Raw genomic sequence first — 14,699 nt, forward strand, 5'->3', positions numbered from 1 at the left:
TACCGCCGAGGGCCGAGCCGGGCAGGACGGCTATGACTCGTCGCAGCGCGACCTGGGCTAAAGAGGAGCCGTCGCCGGCCGGCAGCCGAATCCACAGGCACTGCCCGCCGGCCGCAGGCTCGAACGACCAGGAGGGCAGGAGTTTGCCCAGCTTGGCGCACAAATGGTCATGCCGCACGCGGAGCCCGGCCACCCGCTCCGCGGCGATCGGCTCGATCCGGGGCAGCAGGTCGGCGACGGCGAGCTGCTCCAGCGTCGCGCAGCCCAGGTCGTGGATGGCCTTGAGCCGCCCGAGCTGGGCGATCTCCCCGGCCGAGCCCCGGATCCAGCCGACCCGGAGGCCACCCCACAGCAGCTTGGTCACCGAGCCGACCGTCAACACCGGACCGTACGAGGCGAGCCCGGGCGGGCGGACGCCGTCGAAGGACAGGTCGGCCTGCACCTCGTCGTCGATCACCACGGTGTCGCCGGCCGCTTCGACCAGCCGCCGCCGGACCAGACCGGACATGGTGGCGCCGGTCGGATTGTGGTTGGTGGCGTTGACATACACCAACCGTGGCCGCGACGACACCAGCGCCGCCGCGAGGTCGTCGGCCGACACGGGCGTGATCACGGCCGCCGCGTGCCGGAACAGCTCCAGCGCCCCGGGATAGGTCGGCGTCTGGGCGACGACGTGATCGCCGGGCGCCAGGAACAGCTGCGTGATCAGCGACAACGCCTGCTGCCCGCCGGTGGTGACCAGGATCTGCGCCGGCGTCGTGGCCAGCCCCTGCCGGCAGTACCGGTCGGCGATCGCCTCCCGCAGAGCCGGCAGCCCCAGCGGGTAGTAGCCGATGTCGTCGGCTGGCAGCCGCCCGATCGCCCGGCGCAGCGCCGACGCCAGCGCGGGCGGCGGATCCTGCGGGGCCGCGCAGGCCAGCGACAGCACGTCGTCGCCGATGGGCTCCAGATAGTTGACGAACAGCGGGTTCGCCGGTGGGGCGGCGTTCGGCCGGACCCCAGCCGACACTGCCGGCTTCACCCAGGTGCCACGGCCCTGGCGCCGGTCGACCTTGCCGTCCTGCCGCAGCTGCTCATAGGCAGCGACCACCGTGCTCCGGCCGACGGCCAGCCGCTGCGCGAGCGTGCGGTCCGGCGGCAGCATCGCCCGGTGCGGCAGCTGTCCGGAGTCGATCAGCTGGCGTAGGCGCGAGGCCAGCAGCAGATACAGCGGCCCCCGGCTGGCCGACCACCGACCCAGCTGCGCCACAAGGCGGTCCACCGGCCACGGGATTGGCTCCGTCACCAAACCAATCTAGCCGGGATTGGCGCTGTCGCCGGGCCGCGCCGCCGAGCAGGCTCGAAGCCATGGACCAGCACCCAGCCACGCGAGTCGTCCACCAGCCCACGCCGACCCTGCCCAACTCACACCCGATCAGCGTGCCCCTCTACCAGGCGTCCAACTTCGCCTTCGACGACCCGGACGCCCTGGCCGAGGCGCTCGGCGCCCCCGACTGCGGCTTCGTCTACAGCCGTTACGGCAACCCGACCACCCGGGCGCTGGAGGAGACGGTGGCCGAGCTGGAGGGAGGTGCGGCGGCGGTGGCCACGGCCTCGGGCATGGGGGCGGTGACCTCGGCGCTGATGGGCGTGCTGAAGACGGGCGACCACGTGATCGCGCAGAACTGTCTGTACGGCGGCACCTTCGCGGCGCTGTCGTACCTGCACGAGCATTTCGACGTCGAGGTCAGCTACATCCCCGGCGAGGACCCGGCCGAGGTGGCTGCCGCGGTCCGGCCGAACACCAAGATGCTCTACCTGGAGACGATCGCCAACCCGGTGACCCGGGTCGTCGACCTGCCGGCGTTCCTGCGGGCGGGCAAGGAGGCCGGGCTGGTCACGGTCGTGGACAACACCTTCGCCACGCCCCTGCTGTGCCAGCCGATCCGGCACGGCGCCGACGTCGTGCTGCACTCCATCACCAAGTACCTCGGCGGCCACTCCGACGTCACCGCCGGCATCCTGGTGTTCGCCGACGACGAGCGCTACCGCCACGGCTGGCACCACACCATGGAGATGGGGGCGATGATCGACCCGTTCGCCTCCTGGCTGACCCTGCGCGGCATCCAGACGCTGGCCCTGCGCATGCGGCAGCACTGCGCCAACGCCGGCCGCATCGCCGAGCTGCTGGCCGCCCACCCTGCGGTGGAGAAGGTGCACTACCCGGGGCTACCGACCCACCCCGACCACGAGGTCGCCCGGCGGGTGTTGTCCGACTTCGGCGGCGTGGTCAGCTTCGACCTGGCCGGCGGCCGCGATGCCGGTTACGCGTTCACCAAGGGCGTCCGGCTGGTGAAGCTCGCGGCGTCGCTCGGCGGTGTGGAGACAATGGCGCTGCACCCGGCCAGCACCTCCCACCGCCAGCTCGATGCCGCCGCCCTGCGCTCCGCCGGCATCGCCGAGGGCACCATCCGGCTCTCGGTCGGCATCGAGCACATCGACGACATCTGGGCCGACGTCTCCCAGGCCCTGTCTTAGCGAAGGCAAACGTCACATGTGGACCACATTCGACTCCCAGCGCCACATGTGCGCCACATGTGGTGGAAAAGCGGGGGTGGGAGGGGCAGCCGGGTCGGGCGGGGTCAGTCGGCGAGTTTGAAGGCGAGTTCGGTCTCCCACTGCGACATGTCGGACTGGACGCGGGGGTCGGTCTTGTAGATCTCGAGCCGGCAGGCGAACTTGTCGCCGGCCGGGGTCTGCTCGGCATCCCAGCGCAGGCCCTGGGCGTCGGTCCACTCGTTGAGGCGCTTGGTCACGCCGAGCAGCTCGCCGGGATGCCCGAGGTGGGTGACCGACACGTAGCGGCCGGCCGGGAGGACGTCGGCGAAGACCTCGCCGTCGTCCTCGACCGAGATTGGGGCGGAGACCGGGAAGCCGGCCTCCATCACCAGCTCCCCCGCCATGTCGATGACCAGGTAGCGGAAGAAGGGGGCGCCGGCGGGCTCGATGCCGCGCTCGGTGAGCCACGCGAACACCGCCGGCATGCGGTCGGCGATCTCGGGAATGGTCTGCATGGTCACAGTGCGCCGGATGCCGACGTAGGGCTGCGCGGCCCGTTCGATCACGCTGGGCTCCATGGCCCGTCCTCTCGTCTCGGTCAGTCGTCTGGTCAGGAAGCGGCGGTCGGCCTGGGCGGTAGCCAACCCCAGCGCCCGCTCGTACGCCACTGCCGCCTCGGCGTGGCGGCCGAGCCGGCGCAGGAAGTCGGCGCGGGTGGCGGGAAGCAGGTGGTAGCCGGGGATGTCGAGGCCGTCCAGCAGCGCGAGGCCGGCCGCCGGGCCTTCGGCCATCGCGACCGCCGCCGCGTGGTTGAGCCGGATGACGGGCGACGGCACGGCGACGGCGAGCTGGGCGTACAGGCGGGCGATCAGCGGCCAGTCCGAGCCGGCGGCGTGGCTGTCGGCGATCGCCGCCTGCAGTTGGTACGGACCGAGCCGAGCCAGCCTCATGACCCGCGCCAGCACCGCCCGCCCCTCGGCGATCTGCGTTGCGTCCCAACGACTTCGGTCCTGGTCGGCCAGCAGCACCACATCGCCGTCGGCGTCGAGGCGCGTGTCGCGGCGGGAGTCGTGCAGCAGCATCAACGCCAGCAGGCCGCCGGCCTCCGGCTCGTCCGGCATGAGCTGAACCAGCAGCCGGGCCAGCCGGATCGCCTCGTCGCACAGCGCCCGGCGCACCGGCGTGCTGTACCCCTCGTTGAACATCAGGTACAGCACGCCCAGCACGGCGGTGGTGCGCTCGGGCAGCAGATGCGCCGGCGGCACCCGGTAGGGGATGCCGGCGTTGCGGATCTTCGCCTTGGCCCGCCCGACTCGCCGGGCCATGGTCGTCTCCGGCACCAGGAACGCCCGGGCGATCTCGGCCATGCCCAGCCCGGCCAGCGTCCGCAGCGCCAAAGCCACCTGCGCCTCGAACGCCAACGCCGGGTGGCAGCAGGTGAAGATCAGCCGCAACCGGTCGTCCTCGATGCCCGCGTCGTTCACCAGCGGTTCCGACGGCTCGTGCATGGTCACCGCCACCTCACGGAGCTTGGCCGCGCCGACCGCCTCCCGACGGATCCGGTCGGTGGCGCGGTGCCGGGCGATCGTGGTCAGCCACGCGCCCGGTTTGCGCGGCACTCCCTCCACCGGCCACTGCCGGACCGCGGCCGCGAACGCCTCCTGGGCGCACTCCTCGGCCAGGTCCCAGTCGCCGGTGACCCGGATCAACGTCGCCACGACGTGGCCCCACTCCTCCCGGAAGGCGGCGGAGACGTCGGCGTCGACCGAGGTCACGGCGCGAACAGCGGCCGGATCTCGATCATCCCGTAGCCGGCGGCCGGGTGCCGGGAGGCGATCTCCACCGCCTCGTCCAGATCGGCGCACTCGATCAGCACGAGCCCGCCGATCTGCTCCTTGGTGTCGGCGAACGGGCCGTCGGTCAGCAGCACCTCGCCGTCCCGCACCCGCACGGTGGTCGCCTCGGTCGGCGGCCGCAGGCCGGCTCCGCCGCGGACGACGCCGCGACCGGCCATCTCCTCCGACCAGCCGCCGCAGCCCAGGGCCAGCTCATCGGGCGTGGGCTCGTGGTCACCGGCGATCAGCAACGCGTACTGCATGGTGGGTCCCTCCTCGGATCGGTTCGCACCGACACGTCGAATGGAACCACCCGGGTCGGACACTCACGCGCCGGAGACTTCGAGCGTGTCGCGCTGCCACCCGTCGACCAGAGGATGCCGGACCTTGCTGCGGATGCAGTCCGTAGCGACGAGGTGACGGTAGCCATCCGGAGTGAGACGGCCGGCCCACACCCTTGCGCCTGGCGGCGACCGTGACCGCTGGCCCGACCGGCCGGGGCCGTTCGTAGGGTCGAATCACGTCGGTGATTCCCGCACCCGGCACCCGAATGGCGGGACAACGGCGCATGCACCTGACAGACCAGTCCTGTGTTTGCCTATCGGCAAGAACCCTTCACGCATTTGGCGCGGGTCGCGTGCGAATTGTCCCGTGCGACCGAACGGAGGTGTTTCCGTGCGTGAAGACGTCACTACCGTTGGCGACGCAATTTCCCGAGTGTGTGTCCGTTCAATGGGGACTGGGAAGGGATCCATGAAACTCGGCAAACAATTCGCCGCGTTCGGTGCGGCGGCGGCCGCCGCGTTGCTGGCGGCCGGGCTGGCCACGGGCGGCGCGAGCGCCGCGACGGGGACCGACGTCGTGTCCGGCCCGGCCGGGCTCAGCCCGGACGTGGCGGCCACGACGCACGGCTCCGGGGTCGACGCGCACGAGCAGGCGCTGGCCGCCTACTGGACGCCGGACCGCATGAGACAGGCCAGACCGGAGAGCGAGATCCCGGCCGTGAAGAACGCGGACGGGTCCAAGTCGCAGGCACAGAGCGTGCCGGCCGGACCAGGCCAGGTCGCCGCGGCCGCGCCGAAGGCCGAGCCCAAGGCGGCGGGCGGCGGCGGCTCGCCGGACGTGGCTCCGGCGGCGTACTACCCGAACTACCCGGTCGGGCACCCGGTGGCCCGCACGTACGGCAAGGTGTTCTTCACCAGCTTGGGCCTGAACTACGTGTGCTCGGCCACGGTGGTCAACACCGAGGGCAAGTCCGAGGTCTGGACGGCCGGGCACTGCGTGTCCGACGGGCAGGCCTGGAACACCAACTGGACGTTCGTGCCGAACTACGCCAACGGCTCCGCGCCCTACGGCTACTGGTACGCCTACCAGCTATGGACCACCACGGCCTGGTTCAACAACAACAACGACTTCGCCAACGACGTCGGCTCGGCCGTGCTGTACCGCACCAACGGCTGGCGCATCACCGACTACCTGGGCGGCCAGGGCATCGCCTGGAACTACCCGATCGGCCAGTACGTGTACGCCTTCGGCTACCCGCAGGCCGCGCCGTTCACCGGCTGCTGCCTGGTCGGCGAGAACGGGTCGACCTACGACGGCGGCGGCGGCACGATCTACATGGTCAACTACATGACGGGCGGCTCGTCCGGCGGGGCCTGGCTGATGTCGTTCGACGGCAATTGGGGGTACATCAACGGGCACAACGACTTCAAGTACAACTCGTTGCCGCAGTACATGTACTCGCCCTACTACGGAAACCAGGTGTTGAGCCTCTACAACACCGTCCGCAATATCTCCACATGATTCACGCGTAGACCGATCGGATGACCCGGGGATGCCGTCACGCGGCATCCCCGGCATTGGTGCAACCGAAAACCGGTCGGTCGTCGTCCGGGAGACATGATGCGAAGAATTCACGCCGGCGCCGCGCTGGGCCTGCTGCTGCTCCTGGCCTGCTGCGGCACCGCCCAGCCCGGCTCCGGCAACGGCGCCGTCACCTCCACGAGCCTGCCCATGCCCACCGGCGACTTCCCCACCGGCCTCAACCACGCCACGCCTGATCCCACCGTGGTCGAGCTGCGCCCGACCCGCTTCGACCGGGCCACCGCCGGCGACGGCGACAACCTCGTCGTCCAGTACACCGCCGGCGGCCGGGCCGAGTGCGCCAAGCTGGGCCGGGTGGACGTCGCCGAGACCGACGACGCCGTCACCGTGACCGTGCGACTGGGCCAGGCCCCGGGCGCGAAGTGCGGCGGCGAGCAGCCGATGATCGCCGCCACCTTCGAGACCACCGTGACCCTCAAGGCTCCGCTGGGCGCCCGTCAGGTCCGCGACGGGGCGAGCTAGCCGTTGACCGTGATCAGGTAGTGGTTGCGAGCGCCGCCGGCCTGGCCTGCGCCGCCGGCGCGAGCACCGTCAGCAGGCCGAGCGCGGCGAGCGTGCCGGCCACCCATCTCGATCGTATGGCGTCCCCTCGTCGATTGTGCTGCCGACGAGGGTGACCGCGCGTGAATCCGGGTGTCAGGAGGGCAAACTCCCCTATCGCCCGGGATTCTTTCCCTGCGTGACGTCGATCACCGGCGGACGAGCTCGATGACCGGGATGAGCCGGTCGGTGCGCTGGGCGTAGTCGCCGAACTGGGGCTGGACGGCGGCCTGCCGGCTGTAGATGTCGTCGCGCTCGGGGCCGGACAGCACGCGGGCCACGACCGGGAAGCGCTCCGCGCCGTACTCGGCCTCGGTGTCGGGGTTGGCCACCAGGTTGTGGAACCACGCGGGGTGCTCGGGGCTGCCGCCCTTGCTGGCGAAGATGAAGATCCGGTCGCCGTCGACGTACGGCACGAGCGGCGTGATCCGCTCGGCCCCGGACCTGGCCCCGGTGTGGTGCACGAGCACCAGCGGCATGCCCTCGACGGCGCCGCCGGCCTTGCCGCCGTTGGCCCGGAACTCGGCGATGACCTGCCGGTTGAACTCGGTGAAGTCGGTGATCTCGGTCATGACTCGACCCTACGAGGCACGAGGTGGCGCATTCGATAGCTGGAACAGCCAGATCCATATCCGATTGGCGCACTAGCATCGGTGGCATGGACCTCCTGACGGATGCACTGGCCGTCGGCGGAGTGCGCGGCACGGTCGGCGCGCGGATCGAGGCCGGCGGCACCTGGGGCCTGTCGTGGTCGACGCTCAACGGGGCCACGTTCTACGCCGTCACCTCGGGCACGGCCTGGCTGACCGTGGCCGGCGACGAGCCACGGCAGCTCATGCCCGGCGACGTCGTGCTGCTCACCAACGGCACCCCGCACGGCATCAGCAGCGCCCCCGGCGTGCCGCTCACCCCGTGCCCGGGCTGCAACGCCGACGAGGTGATGGCCGATGGCTCCGTGGTCCGGCTGGGCACGGGCGAGGTCCAGACGCACATCCTCGGCGCGACCTACGCGTACGACCCCACCGTGAACACACAGGTCATGGCGGTGCTGCCGACGGTCCTGCACATCAAGGCGGACAACGGCGGGACCTGCCTGGACGACACCGTCCGCCTGCTGTCCCGGGAGCTGGCGTACCCGCAGCTCGCCATCGGCTACGTGCTCAACCGGTTGGTCGACATCGCGCTGGTGCAGCTGCTGCGGGTCTGGCTGGCCGGCGGCCCGCCGGAGGTTCGCGGGACCTGGCTCAGCGCGCTCGACGACCCGGTGGTCGGCGCGGCGCTGGCGACCCTGCATGAGGAGCCGGCGCGGGCGTGGACCACGGAGTCGTTGGCGGCCAAGCTGACGATCTCTCGCAGCACCCTGACCCGACGCTTCCGGGCCGCGGTCGGCACCGCGCCGGCCGACTACCTGACCCGCTGGCGGATGGACCTCGCCGCGGTCCGGCTGCGGGACACCGACGACACCCTCGACGCCATCGCCCGCTCCGTCGGCTACACCTCGGTGTACGCGTTCAGCCGGGCCTTCCGGCGCTCCCGCTGCCAGGCGCCCGGCCAGTTCCGCACCGCGGCCCGGACCTCGGCGTGATCATGGACGTGCGGATCCGCACCTTTGTCGCGTCGAAGGGCGAGCTGGTCCGCCTGGACGACAGCACCCCGACGCTGCGCGTGGGCCGGGACGAGTACCTCGACGGCGTCGCCACGATCGAGGTCAAGGGGCGGCCGGTGATCGACGAGACGTACGTGGATGCCATCGACTGGTTCTGGGGCTCTCTGTGGCACCGAACCAAGGAATTCGCCAACGGCGCCGACGTGACGGTCGGGCTGTGCTCGCTGCCGTACGAGCTGGGGCTGGTCCACCTGGCCGACCGGAACGCGCAGATCTCCTTCACCGGCCGAGGCGTCTCGGTGCGGCGGTTCTGCCCGGCGGACATGCTCGTCGAGGCCATCGTCACGGAGGCGGAGTCGTTCTACCGCAACAGGATCCGGCTGGCCCGGAAGCAGCAGCGGGAATGGCCACGGACGCTGGACGACATACGCGCGTTTCGCGGCTAGGTCTCATGCAGGGAAGGACGCCTTACCCGCGTTCAACGAGGGTAAGGCGTCCTTCCCTGCATGAGAGAGGGGCGTCAGAAGGCGGGCCAGGGGATGGCGGGCCACTCGCCGGAGGGCTCGGGGTAGGCGCCGGCGGCCAGCAGCAGCTCGGTGCGGGTGATCAGGGCCGACACCTCGCGCCGCGTCAGGTGCTCAGCGACCTGCTCGGCGACGTCCCCGTCCAGGCCAGCCCGCAGCTTGCGTAGGGCCTCGACCGCCTCGGCCGACAGCGGCTCGCCGAGCCAGCCCCACAGCACGGTCCGCAGCTTGGACTCGGCGTGCATGCAGATGCCGTGGTCGACGCCGTACACCGCGTCCGTCGCGGTGTGCAGCACGTGCCCGCCCTTGCGGTCGGCGTTGTTGACGACGACGTCCATCGCCGCCATCAGCCGCATCCGGGGGTGGTCGGCATGCACCAGCACGGCGGGGTCGCCGTACCGGTCGGTGGCGTGCAGCACGGCCTTCCAGCCCTCGGGCACGTCGTCCACCGACACGATGTCGATCAGGTCGGCGTCCTCGTCGGTGTCCACCCACAGCTGCACCATGCCGGGCCCGAACGGGCCCGGCCGTAACACCGTGGGCGGCACGACGTCGAAGCCGGCGGCCTTCGACACCAGGTAGGTCGCCACCTCGCGGCCGGCCAGCGTGCCGTCCGGGAAGTCCCACAGCGGGCGTTCGCCGTTGATCGGCTTGTACACGCAGTTGGCCTGCACGCCGTGGTGGCTGATGGTGCCGAACAGCGTCGCGTTCGAGGCGTCCACCAACCGTCCGGTCACCTCGATCCGACCGCGCTCGACCAGTTCCAGCGCCCCGGGGTCGGTGGGCAGCACCGCCGGCCTCAGCTGTCCTCGGTGCGGCGGTAGCCGTTCTGCCTCGGGCAGACGTGACCACTGGGGTCGAGCGGCTCCTCGCACAGCGGACAGGGTTTGCGGCCGGCGTTGACGACCCGGTCGGCGCGGACGGCGAAGGCGCGGGCGGCCGGCGGCGTGAGGAACACCCGGACCGCGTCCGGGCCCTCCTCCGTGTCATCCAGCACGACGGCCTCGTCGACCTCGTCCTCGGTGGCGGCCAACAGCTCCACCACCACGGCGGTCGAGTCGGCGTCCCAGCCCAGGCCCATGGTGCCGACGCGGAACTCCTCCTCGACCGGCACCGTCAGGGGCTCGGTGTCGACCAGGTCGTCGGGCGCGCTGTCGGGCACCTCGGCGCCGAAACGCCGCTGCACCTCCTCCAGCAGCGAGCCGATCCGGTCGGCGAGCACGGTCAGTTGCGTTTTCTCCAGCACCACGCTGACCAGGCGGCCGTCCTCGGCCGCCTGCAGGTAGAAGGTGCGGTCACCAGGTTCCCCGACGGTTCCGGCTACGAACCGGTCGGGCTGGCGGAATACATGAATGACACGAGCCATGGCACTGATGACCCTAAGGGATGGCGTCCACCGGGGCCGCACGTCCCCCTCCGGTTTCACGGTCGGCGAACCCGTCGCGTCGCCGGTCCACGTCTGTATCGGGTTTCCCGTCGTCGTGACATGGGCGGACGCTATGGTGATCTTCGTGAAGCAGGTCGTGCAGGTGCGGCTGTTGCCGTGGCCCGAGCACGCACAGGCGTTGTTGGTCACCCTGCACACATGCAACGCGGCCGCGTCCTGACTGGCCGGGCAGATGCATGCCGATCAGGTGTTCCGGAAGTTCGATGTGCAGAAGCGTTTCTACGGTCAGTTGCGGGAGCGGTTCGGGTTGGCCGCGCAGCCGGCGATCCGGGTGATCGGCAAGGTCGTCGACGCCTACACGGCACGCAACGCGAACCTGAAGGCCGGCAACTACGGGCGGCCCGGGTCGGACCGCCGTCGCAAGGTGCACGACACACCGATCATGTTCCGCCCGCAGGCCGGGCAGCCGTTCGACGCCCGCTGCCTGTCCTGGCAACTCGGTGACGCCGGCCGTGAGGGCACAGTGTCGATCTGGACCACAGCCGGCCGGCTCAAGGACGTGCGGCTCGCCGGAAGCGCCGTCCAGATGGCCCTGTTGCGATCCCGATCGATCGGGGAAACCGATCTGGTGTATCGCGACGGAATGTGGCTTTTGCACGCCGCCGTCGACATCATCGAGACCTCCCAGCGCGAACCGTTGAACGGATTTATGGGCGTTGACCTGGGTATCGTCAACATCGCCACCACCTCTGACGGCGATCAGTTCTCCGGGTCGCGTCTGAACCGCCACCGCCGGCGTCAACTGCGGCTGCGGAGGCGGTTGCAGGCCAAGAAGACCTCTTCCGCGCGGCGGCTGCTGAAGAAACGCCGACGCAAGGAGGCCCGGTTCGCCACCGACGTCAACCACCAGGTCAGCAAGAACATCGTGGCCGAGGCTGAACGCACCGGACACGGGATCGCCGTCGAGGAGTTGACGGGAATCCGCGCGCGGGTACGGCTTCGCAAGCCCCAACGGGCCACGCTGCACAGCTGGGCATTCGCCCAGCTCGGACAGTTCCTGACCTTCAAAGCCCAGCGAGCCGGTGTGGCGGTGGTGCAGGTCGATCCGGCCTACACCTCCCAGACCTGCCACGTCTGCGGGCACGTCGACAAACGCAACCGCCGCAGTCAGGCGGTGTTCCACTGTGGCCGGTGTGACTTCGTTGGGCACGCCGACCACAACGCGGCGCTCAACATCGCAGCACGCGGTGTGCAGCGCTGGGGCGAAGTCAAGCGTCCACACGCAGCGCCCATCCTGGCAGCCAGGACGGCAGCAGCAAGCCTACGAACCGCCGCCAGCGGCGGTCGGCACCCTCGTTCGTTGACGGACGAGCCCATGACAGTCAGCGAAGGGCCCGCCGCGCGGTGGGCGGGATTGGTTAGGGTCGTGGCGTGGTGAAGATCGCTTCGTACGGAACGTGGGTGTCCCCGCTCGCCGCGCAGGACGTGGCCGCGGCCGGGGGCTCGGTGCAGTGGGTCGACCTGCGCGACGGGGAGACCTGGTGGGCCGAGAGCCGTCCCGACGAGGGCGGCCGGGTGGCGCTGATGCGCTCGGGCGCGCCGGGTGGGCAGCCCCGGCAGGTGCTGGCCGCGCCGTGGAACGTCCGCAACCGCGTCCACGAGTACGGCGGCCGGCCGTGGGCGTTCGTCGGCGGCAAGATCGTTTTCACCCATTGGGTCGATCAGCGGGTGTACGTGGTGGACCCCGACGACGAGGCGGCGACGCCGTCGCCGCTGAGCCCGGAACCGGCCCGTGAGCACGGCGACCGGTACGCCGACCTGACCGCGAGCCCGGACGGCGCCGAAGTGTGGTGCGTGCGGGAGACCCAGCTGTCGGACGCCAACGTGAACGTGCGCCGCGAGCTGGTGGCGCTGCCGCTGGACGGGTCGCAGCAGGTGCGGGTGCTCGCCGCGAGCCACCACTTCATGTCCGCGCCCAAGCCGTCCCCGGACGGCCGGCACGTGGCCTGGCTGGGCTGGAACCACCCGGCGATGCCGTGGGACGGCAACGAGCTGTGCGTGGCCGAGCTGACCGAGGACGGCAAGATCGGCGAGCACCGGGTGATCGCCGGCGGCCCGGCCGAGTCGGTGTGCCAGCACCGGTGGGAGAGCCCGGACTCGCTGCTGGTGCTGACCGACCCACAGGGCTGGTGGAACCTGCACCGGATCACGCTGGACGGGGCCGCGACCAACCTCGCGCCGTGCGAGGAGGAGCTGGGCGGGCCGCTGTGGCGCCTGGGCGGCAGCTGGTTCGCGCCGCTGGGCAACGGCCGGCACGCCATCGTGCGCGGTACGGCGCTGGCCGTGCTGGACGAGCGCAGCGGCACGGTCACCGACGTTGAGACCGATCTGCCGGTGTGGCTGGGGCAGCTGGCGGCCGAGGACGGCGTGGTCGTCGGCATCGCCGCCGGCCCGCACACGGAGGACGTGGTCGCGCGGCTGGACCTGGCCACCGGCGAGCTGGACGAGCTGACCACGACCGAGCCGCTGCCGCTGGACGTGGCCTACCTGCCGACGCCGCAGGAGCGGATCTTCACCAGCCCGGACGGGGAGCGGATCCCCGCCTTCGTGTACCCGCCGACCAACCCGGACTTCGCCGCCCCCGAGGGCGAGCTGCCGCCGTACCTGGTCCACGTGCACGGCGGCCCGACCGGCGACGTGGTCGGCACGCTCAGCCTGAACTTCGCCTACTTCACCAGCCGCGGCATCGGTGTGGTGGCGGTCAACTACGGCGGCTCCACCGGCTACGGCCGGAAGTTCCGTGAGCGGCTGCGCGGCCAGTGGGGCGTGGTCGACGTGCAGGACTGCGCCGCCGTGGCAGTGGCACTGGCCGACGAGGGCAGTGCCGACCGGGCGCGGCTGGCCATCCGGGGCGGCAGCGCCGGCGGCTACACCACGGCCGCGGCGATGACCATGCCGTCGCCGTTCGCCTGCGGCAACGCCATGTTCCCGGCCATCGACATGGTGGCCTTCGCCAGCGGCGAGACCCATGACTTCGAGTCCCGCTACCTGGACGGGCTGATCGGCCCGCTGGCGACGTCCCGCGAGATCTACCTGGAGCGCTCCCCCAGCGAGCGGCCGGACAAGCTGACCGGCCCGATCCTGCTGTTGCAGGGCCTGGAGGACGAGGTCTGCCCGCCGGCCCACACCGAGGCGTTCGCGCGGGCCATCGAGGGCCTGGGCATTCGGCACGCGTACATCGGCTTCCCCGGTGAGCAGCACGGATTCCGCCGGGCCGAGACGATCAAGGCGGCGCTGGAGGCGGAGCTGTCCTTCTACGGGCAGGTGCTGGAGTTCGAGCCGGAGGACGTGCCGAGGCTGGCGCTGCGCACGTGACCTCGGATCGACTGCGGCCCGAGCGGCTCAAGGCCGGGGACCTGGTGGCGCTGGTCGCGCCGGCCGGTCCCCCGCCGCCTGTGGTGTTGCAGGCCGGCATCGCCATCGTGCAGTCCTGGGGGCTGCGGGTGCGCGTGGGCAAACACGTCCTGGATCGGCATCCGACGCTGGACTACCTCGCCGGCACGGACGCCGACCGCGCGGCCGACCTCCAGGACGCGTGGTGCGATCCGGAGGTGGCGGCGGTGTTCTGCGTCCGCGGCGGCTACGGCTGCCTGCGGATCGCCGACCTGCTCGACTGGGACGCGATGGCTGCGGCCGGGCCGAAGGTGTTCGCCGGCTCCAGCGACGTGACCGTGCTGCACGAGCACATCGGCGCCCGGCTGGGGCTGGCGACCCTGTTCGCGCCGATGGTGGCCACGCTGGCCTTCACCGCCGACGAGCAGGCCCAATCCCATCTCCACTCGACCGTGTTCGAACCCGACGCCGTTCGGGTGTTGACGCGACCCGGGGCGGGCTCGTTGGTTGCGGGCCGCGCCTCCGGTGTGGTTGTCGGCGGCAACACGAGCCTGCTGGCCGCCGGCCTCGCCGCCAGGGACGCCGTGCCCGCGCCGGACGGGGCCGTCGCGGTGCTCGAAGACGTGAACGAGGATCCGTATCGGTTGGACGCGATCGTCACGAAACTGCTGCGTGCGGGCTGGTTCGATGGCGTCGCCGGCATCGCGCTCGGGTCGTGGACCGACTGCGGCGAGCTCGCGCACGTGCGCGCCATGATGCTCGACCGGCTCGGCGGGCTCGGCGTGCCCATCGCGTGGGAAATGGGTTTCGGACACTGCCCTGCGCAGCTGACGGTGCCCCTTGGCCTGGTCGCAGACCTGGACGCCGTGGCCGGAACTCTCACCATGAGGTCAACCGCGTTGCGCTGACCGGGTGGTTTCTTGCGCAGATCGTCGAATGCGCGTGACGGCGGGCTCGCCGAGGCCATTATCGGAGGTCGCCGCATCACC

General features: G+C 71.1%; 15 protein-coding genes. 9 read left to right on the forward strand and 6 right to left on the reverse strand.

From position 1 onward, the window contains the following. A partial coding sequence (locus KUTG_RS00590) for an aminotransferase-like domain-containing protein (RefSeq protein WP_198046936.1) occupies positions 1-1,285 on the reverse strand: 1,285 nt, incomplete at its 3' end. 62 nt (positions 1,286-1,347) lie between these two features. On the opposite strand from KUTG_RS00590, the gene KUTG_RS00595 reads away from it, so the two are divergent. Continuing rightward, a complete protein-coding gene (locus KUTG_RS00595; RefSeq protein WP_043714145.1) occupies positions 1,348-2,517 on the forward strand; it encodes a trans-sulfuration enzyme family protein in 1,170 nt (389 codons plus the stop codon). A 104-nt stretch (positions 2,518-2,621) separates the two neighbouring features. Here KUTG_RS00595 and KUTG_RS00600 read toward each other — a convergent pair whose 3' ends face one another. Both KUTG_RS00600 and KUTG_RS00605 read right to left on the reverse strand, forming a co-directional pair. Then, positions 2,622-4,313 (reverse strand): DUF6596 domain-containing protein, encoded by a 1,692-nt coding sequence (locus KUTG_RS00600; RefSeq protein ID WP_063753459.1) that lies wholly within the window; start codon positions 4,311-4,313, stop codon positions 2,622-2,624. Then, positions 4,310-4,636, reverse strand: a complete 327-nt coding sequence (locus KUTG_RS00605; RefSeq protein ID WP_043714146.1) for a YciI family protein — start codon at positions 4,634-4,636, stop codon at positions 4,310-4,312. The genes KUTG_RS00600 and KUTG_RS00605 overlap by 4 nt, the downstream gene beginning before the upstream one ends. 490 nt (positions 4,637-5,126) lie before the next feature. On the opposite strand from KUTG_RS00605, the gene KUTG_RS52640 reads away from it, so the two are divergent. Next, the gene (locus KUTG_RS52640; protein ID WP_052393636.1) at positions 5,127-6,179 is read left to right on the forward strand and encodes a trypsin-like serine peptidase; all 1,053 of its coding nucleotides are present in this window, start codon (positions 5,127-5,129) and stop codon (positions 6,177-6,179) included. Positions 6,180-6,278: 99 nt separating this feature from the next. After that, positions 6,279-6,722, forward strand: a complete 444-nt coding sequence (locus tag KUTG_RS00615; protein ID WP_198046937.1) for a hypothetical protein — start codon at positions 6,279-6,281, stop codon at positions 6,720-6,722. A 227-nt stretch (positions 6,723-6,949) separates the two neighbouring features. Here KUTG_RS00615 and KUTG_RS00620 read toward each other — a convergent pair whose 3' ends face one another. Continuing rightward, positions 6,950-7,372 (reverse strand): nitroreductase family deazaflavin-dependent oxidoreductase, encoded by a 423-nt coding sequence (locus KUTG_RS00620; protein WP_043714148.1) that lies wholly within the window; start codon positions 7,370-7,372, stop codon positions 6,950-6,952. Positions 7,373-7,458: 86 nt separating this feature from the next. Between KUTG_RS00620 and KUTG_RS00625 the strand changes: the two genes are divergently transcribed. Both KUTG_RS00625 and KUTG_RS00630 read left to right on the forward strand, forming a co-directional pair. Continuing rightward, the gene (locus KUTG_RS00625) at positions 7,459-8,385 is read left to right on the forward strand and encodes an AraC family transcriptional regulator (RefSeq protein WP_043714150.1); all 927 of its coding nucleotides are present in this window, start codon (positions 7,459-7,461) and stop codon (positions 8,383-8,385) included. Further along, on the forward strand, positions 8,382-8,852 hold the full coding sequence (locus tag KUTG_RS00630; RefSeq protein ID WP_043714152.1) for a hypothetical protein: 471 nt from the start codon (positions 8,382-8,384) through the stop codon (positions 8,850-8,852). The genes KUTG_RS00625 and KUTG_RS00630 overlap by 4 nt, the downstream gene beginning before the upstream one ends. A gap of 74 nt (positions 8,853-8,926) precedes the next feature. Here the strand turns inward: KUTG_RS00630 and KUTG_RS00635 are convergent, their stop codons facing one another. Then, entirely contained in the window at positions 8,927-9,721 is a 795-nt protein-coding gene (locus tag KUTG_RS00635; RefSeq protein ID WP_043714154.1) for an SCO1664 family protein, read from the reverse strand. A gap of 8 nt (positions 9,722-9,729) precedes the next feature. Then, a complete protein-coding gene (locus KUTG_RS00640; RefSeq protein ID WP_043714156.1) occupies positions 9,730-10,296 on the reverse strand; it encodes a DUF3090 domain-containing protein in 567 nt (188 codons plus the stop codon). Between KUTG_RS00640 and KUTG_RS60445 the strand changes: the two genes are divergently transcribed. From KUTG_RS60445 to KUTG_RS00655, 4 genes are all read left to right on the forward strand, one after another. Further along, positions 10,295-10,537, forward strand: coding sequence for a hypothetical protein (locus KUTG_RS60445; protein WP_063753460.1), 243 nt, complete (start codon positions 10,295-10,297; stop codon positions 10,535-10,537). The two genes, KUTG_RS00640 and KUTG_RS60445, sit on opposite strands and share 2 nt — an antisense overlap. An 87-nt stretch (positions 10,538-10,624) precedes the next feature. Next, on the forward strand, positions 10,625-11,755 hold the full coding sequence (locus KUTG_RS00645) for an RNA-guided endonuclease InsQ/TnpB family protein (protein ID WP_198046938.1): 1,131 nt from the start codon (positions 10,625-10,627) through the stop codon (positions 11,753-11,755). Beyond that, the gene (locus tag KUTG_RS00650) at positions 11,749-13,692 is read left to right on the forward strand and encodes a prolyl oligopeptidase family serine peptidase (protein WP_043714158.1); all 1,944 of its coding nucleotides are present in this window, start codon (positions 11,749-11,751) and stop codon (positions 13,690-13,692) included. The genes KUTG_RS00645 and KUTG_RS00650 overlap by 7 nt, the downstream gene beginning before the upstream one ends. Then, positions 13,689-14,618: a S66 peptidase family protein gene (locus tag KUTG_RS00655; RefSeq protein ID WP_043714160.1), complete on the forward strand. Its 930-nt coding sequence runs from the start codon at positions 13,689-13,691 to the stop codon at positions 14,616-14,618. The genes KUTG_RS00650 and KUTG_RS00655 overlap by 4 nt, the downstream gene beginning before the upstream one ends. Positions 14,619-14,699: the final 81 nt, after the last annotated feature.

The sequence above is a fragment of the Kutzneria sp. 744 genome, from assembly GCF_000568255.1.
In the GTDB taxonomy this organism is placed as follows: Bacteria; Actinomycetota; Actinomycetes; order Mycobacteriales; family Pseudonocardiaceae; genus Kutzneria.

Coding starts and splice junctions, on each gene's coding strand:
- KUTG_RS60445 (WP_063753460.1), top strand. CDS start 10,295: ATGGCACTGATGACCCTAAGGGATGGCGTCCACCGGGGCCGCACGTCC.
- KUTG_RS00640 (WP_043714156.1), bottom strand. CDS start 10,296: ATGGCTCGTGTCATTCATGTATTCCGCCAGCCCGACCGGTTCGTAGCC.
- KUTG_RS52640 (WP_052393636.1), top strand. CDS start 5,127: ATGAAACTCGGCAAACAATTCGCCGCGTTCGGTGCGGCGGCGGCCGCC.
- KUTG_RS00615 (WP_198046937.1), top strand. CDS start 6,279: ATGCGAAGAATTCACGCCGGCGCCGCGCTGGGCCTGCTGCTGCTCCTG.
- KUTG_RS00625 (WP_043714150.1), top strand. CDS start 7,459: ATGGACCTCCTGACGGATGCACTGGCCGTCGGCGGAGTGCGCGGCACG.
- KUTG_RS00605 (WP_043714146.1), bottom strand. CDS start 4,636: ATGCAGTACGCGTTGCTGATCGCCGGTGACCACGAGCCCACGCCCGAT.
- KUTG_RS00620 (WP_043714148.1), bottom strand. CDS start 7,372: ATGACCGAGATCACCGACTTCACCGAGTTCAACCGGCAGGTCATCGCC.
- KUTG_RS00595 (WP_043714145.1), top strand. CDS start 1,348: ATGGACCAGCACCCAGCCACGCGAGTCGTCCACCAGCCCACGCCGACC.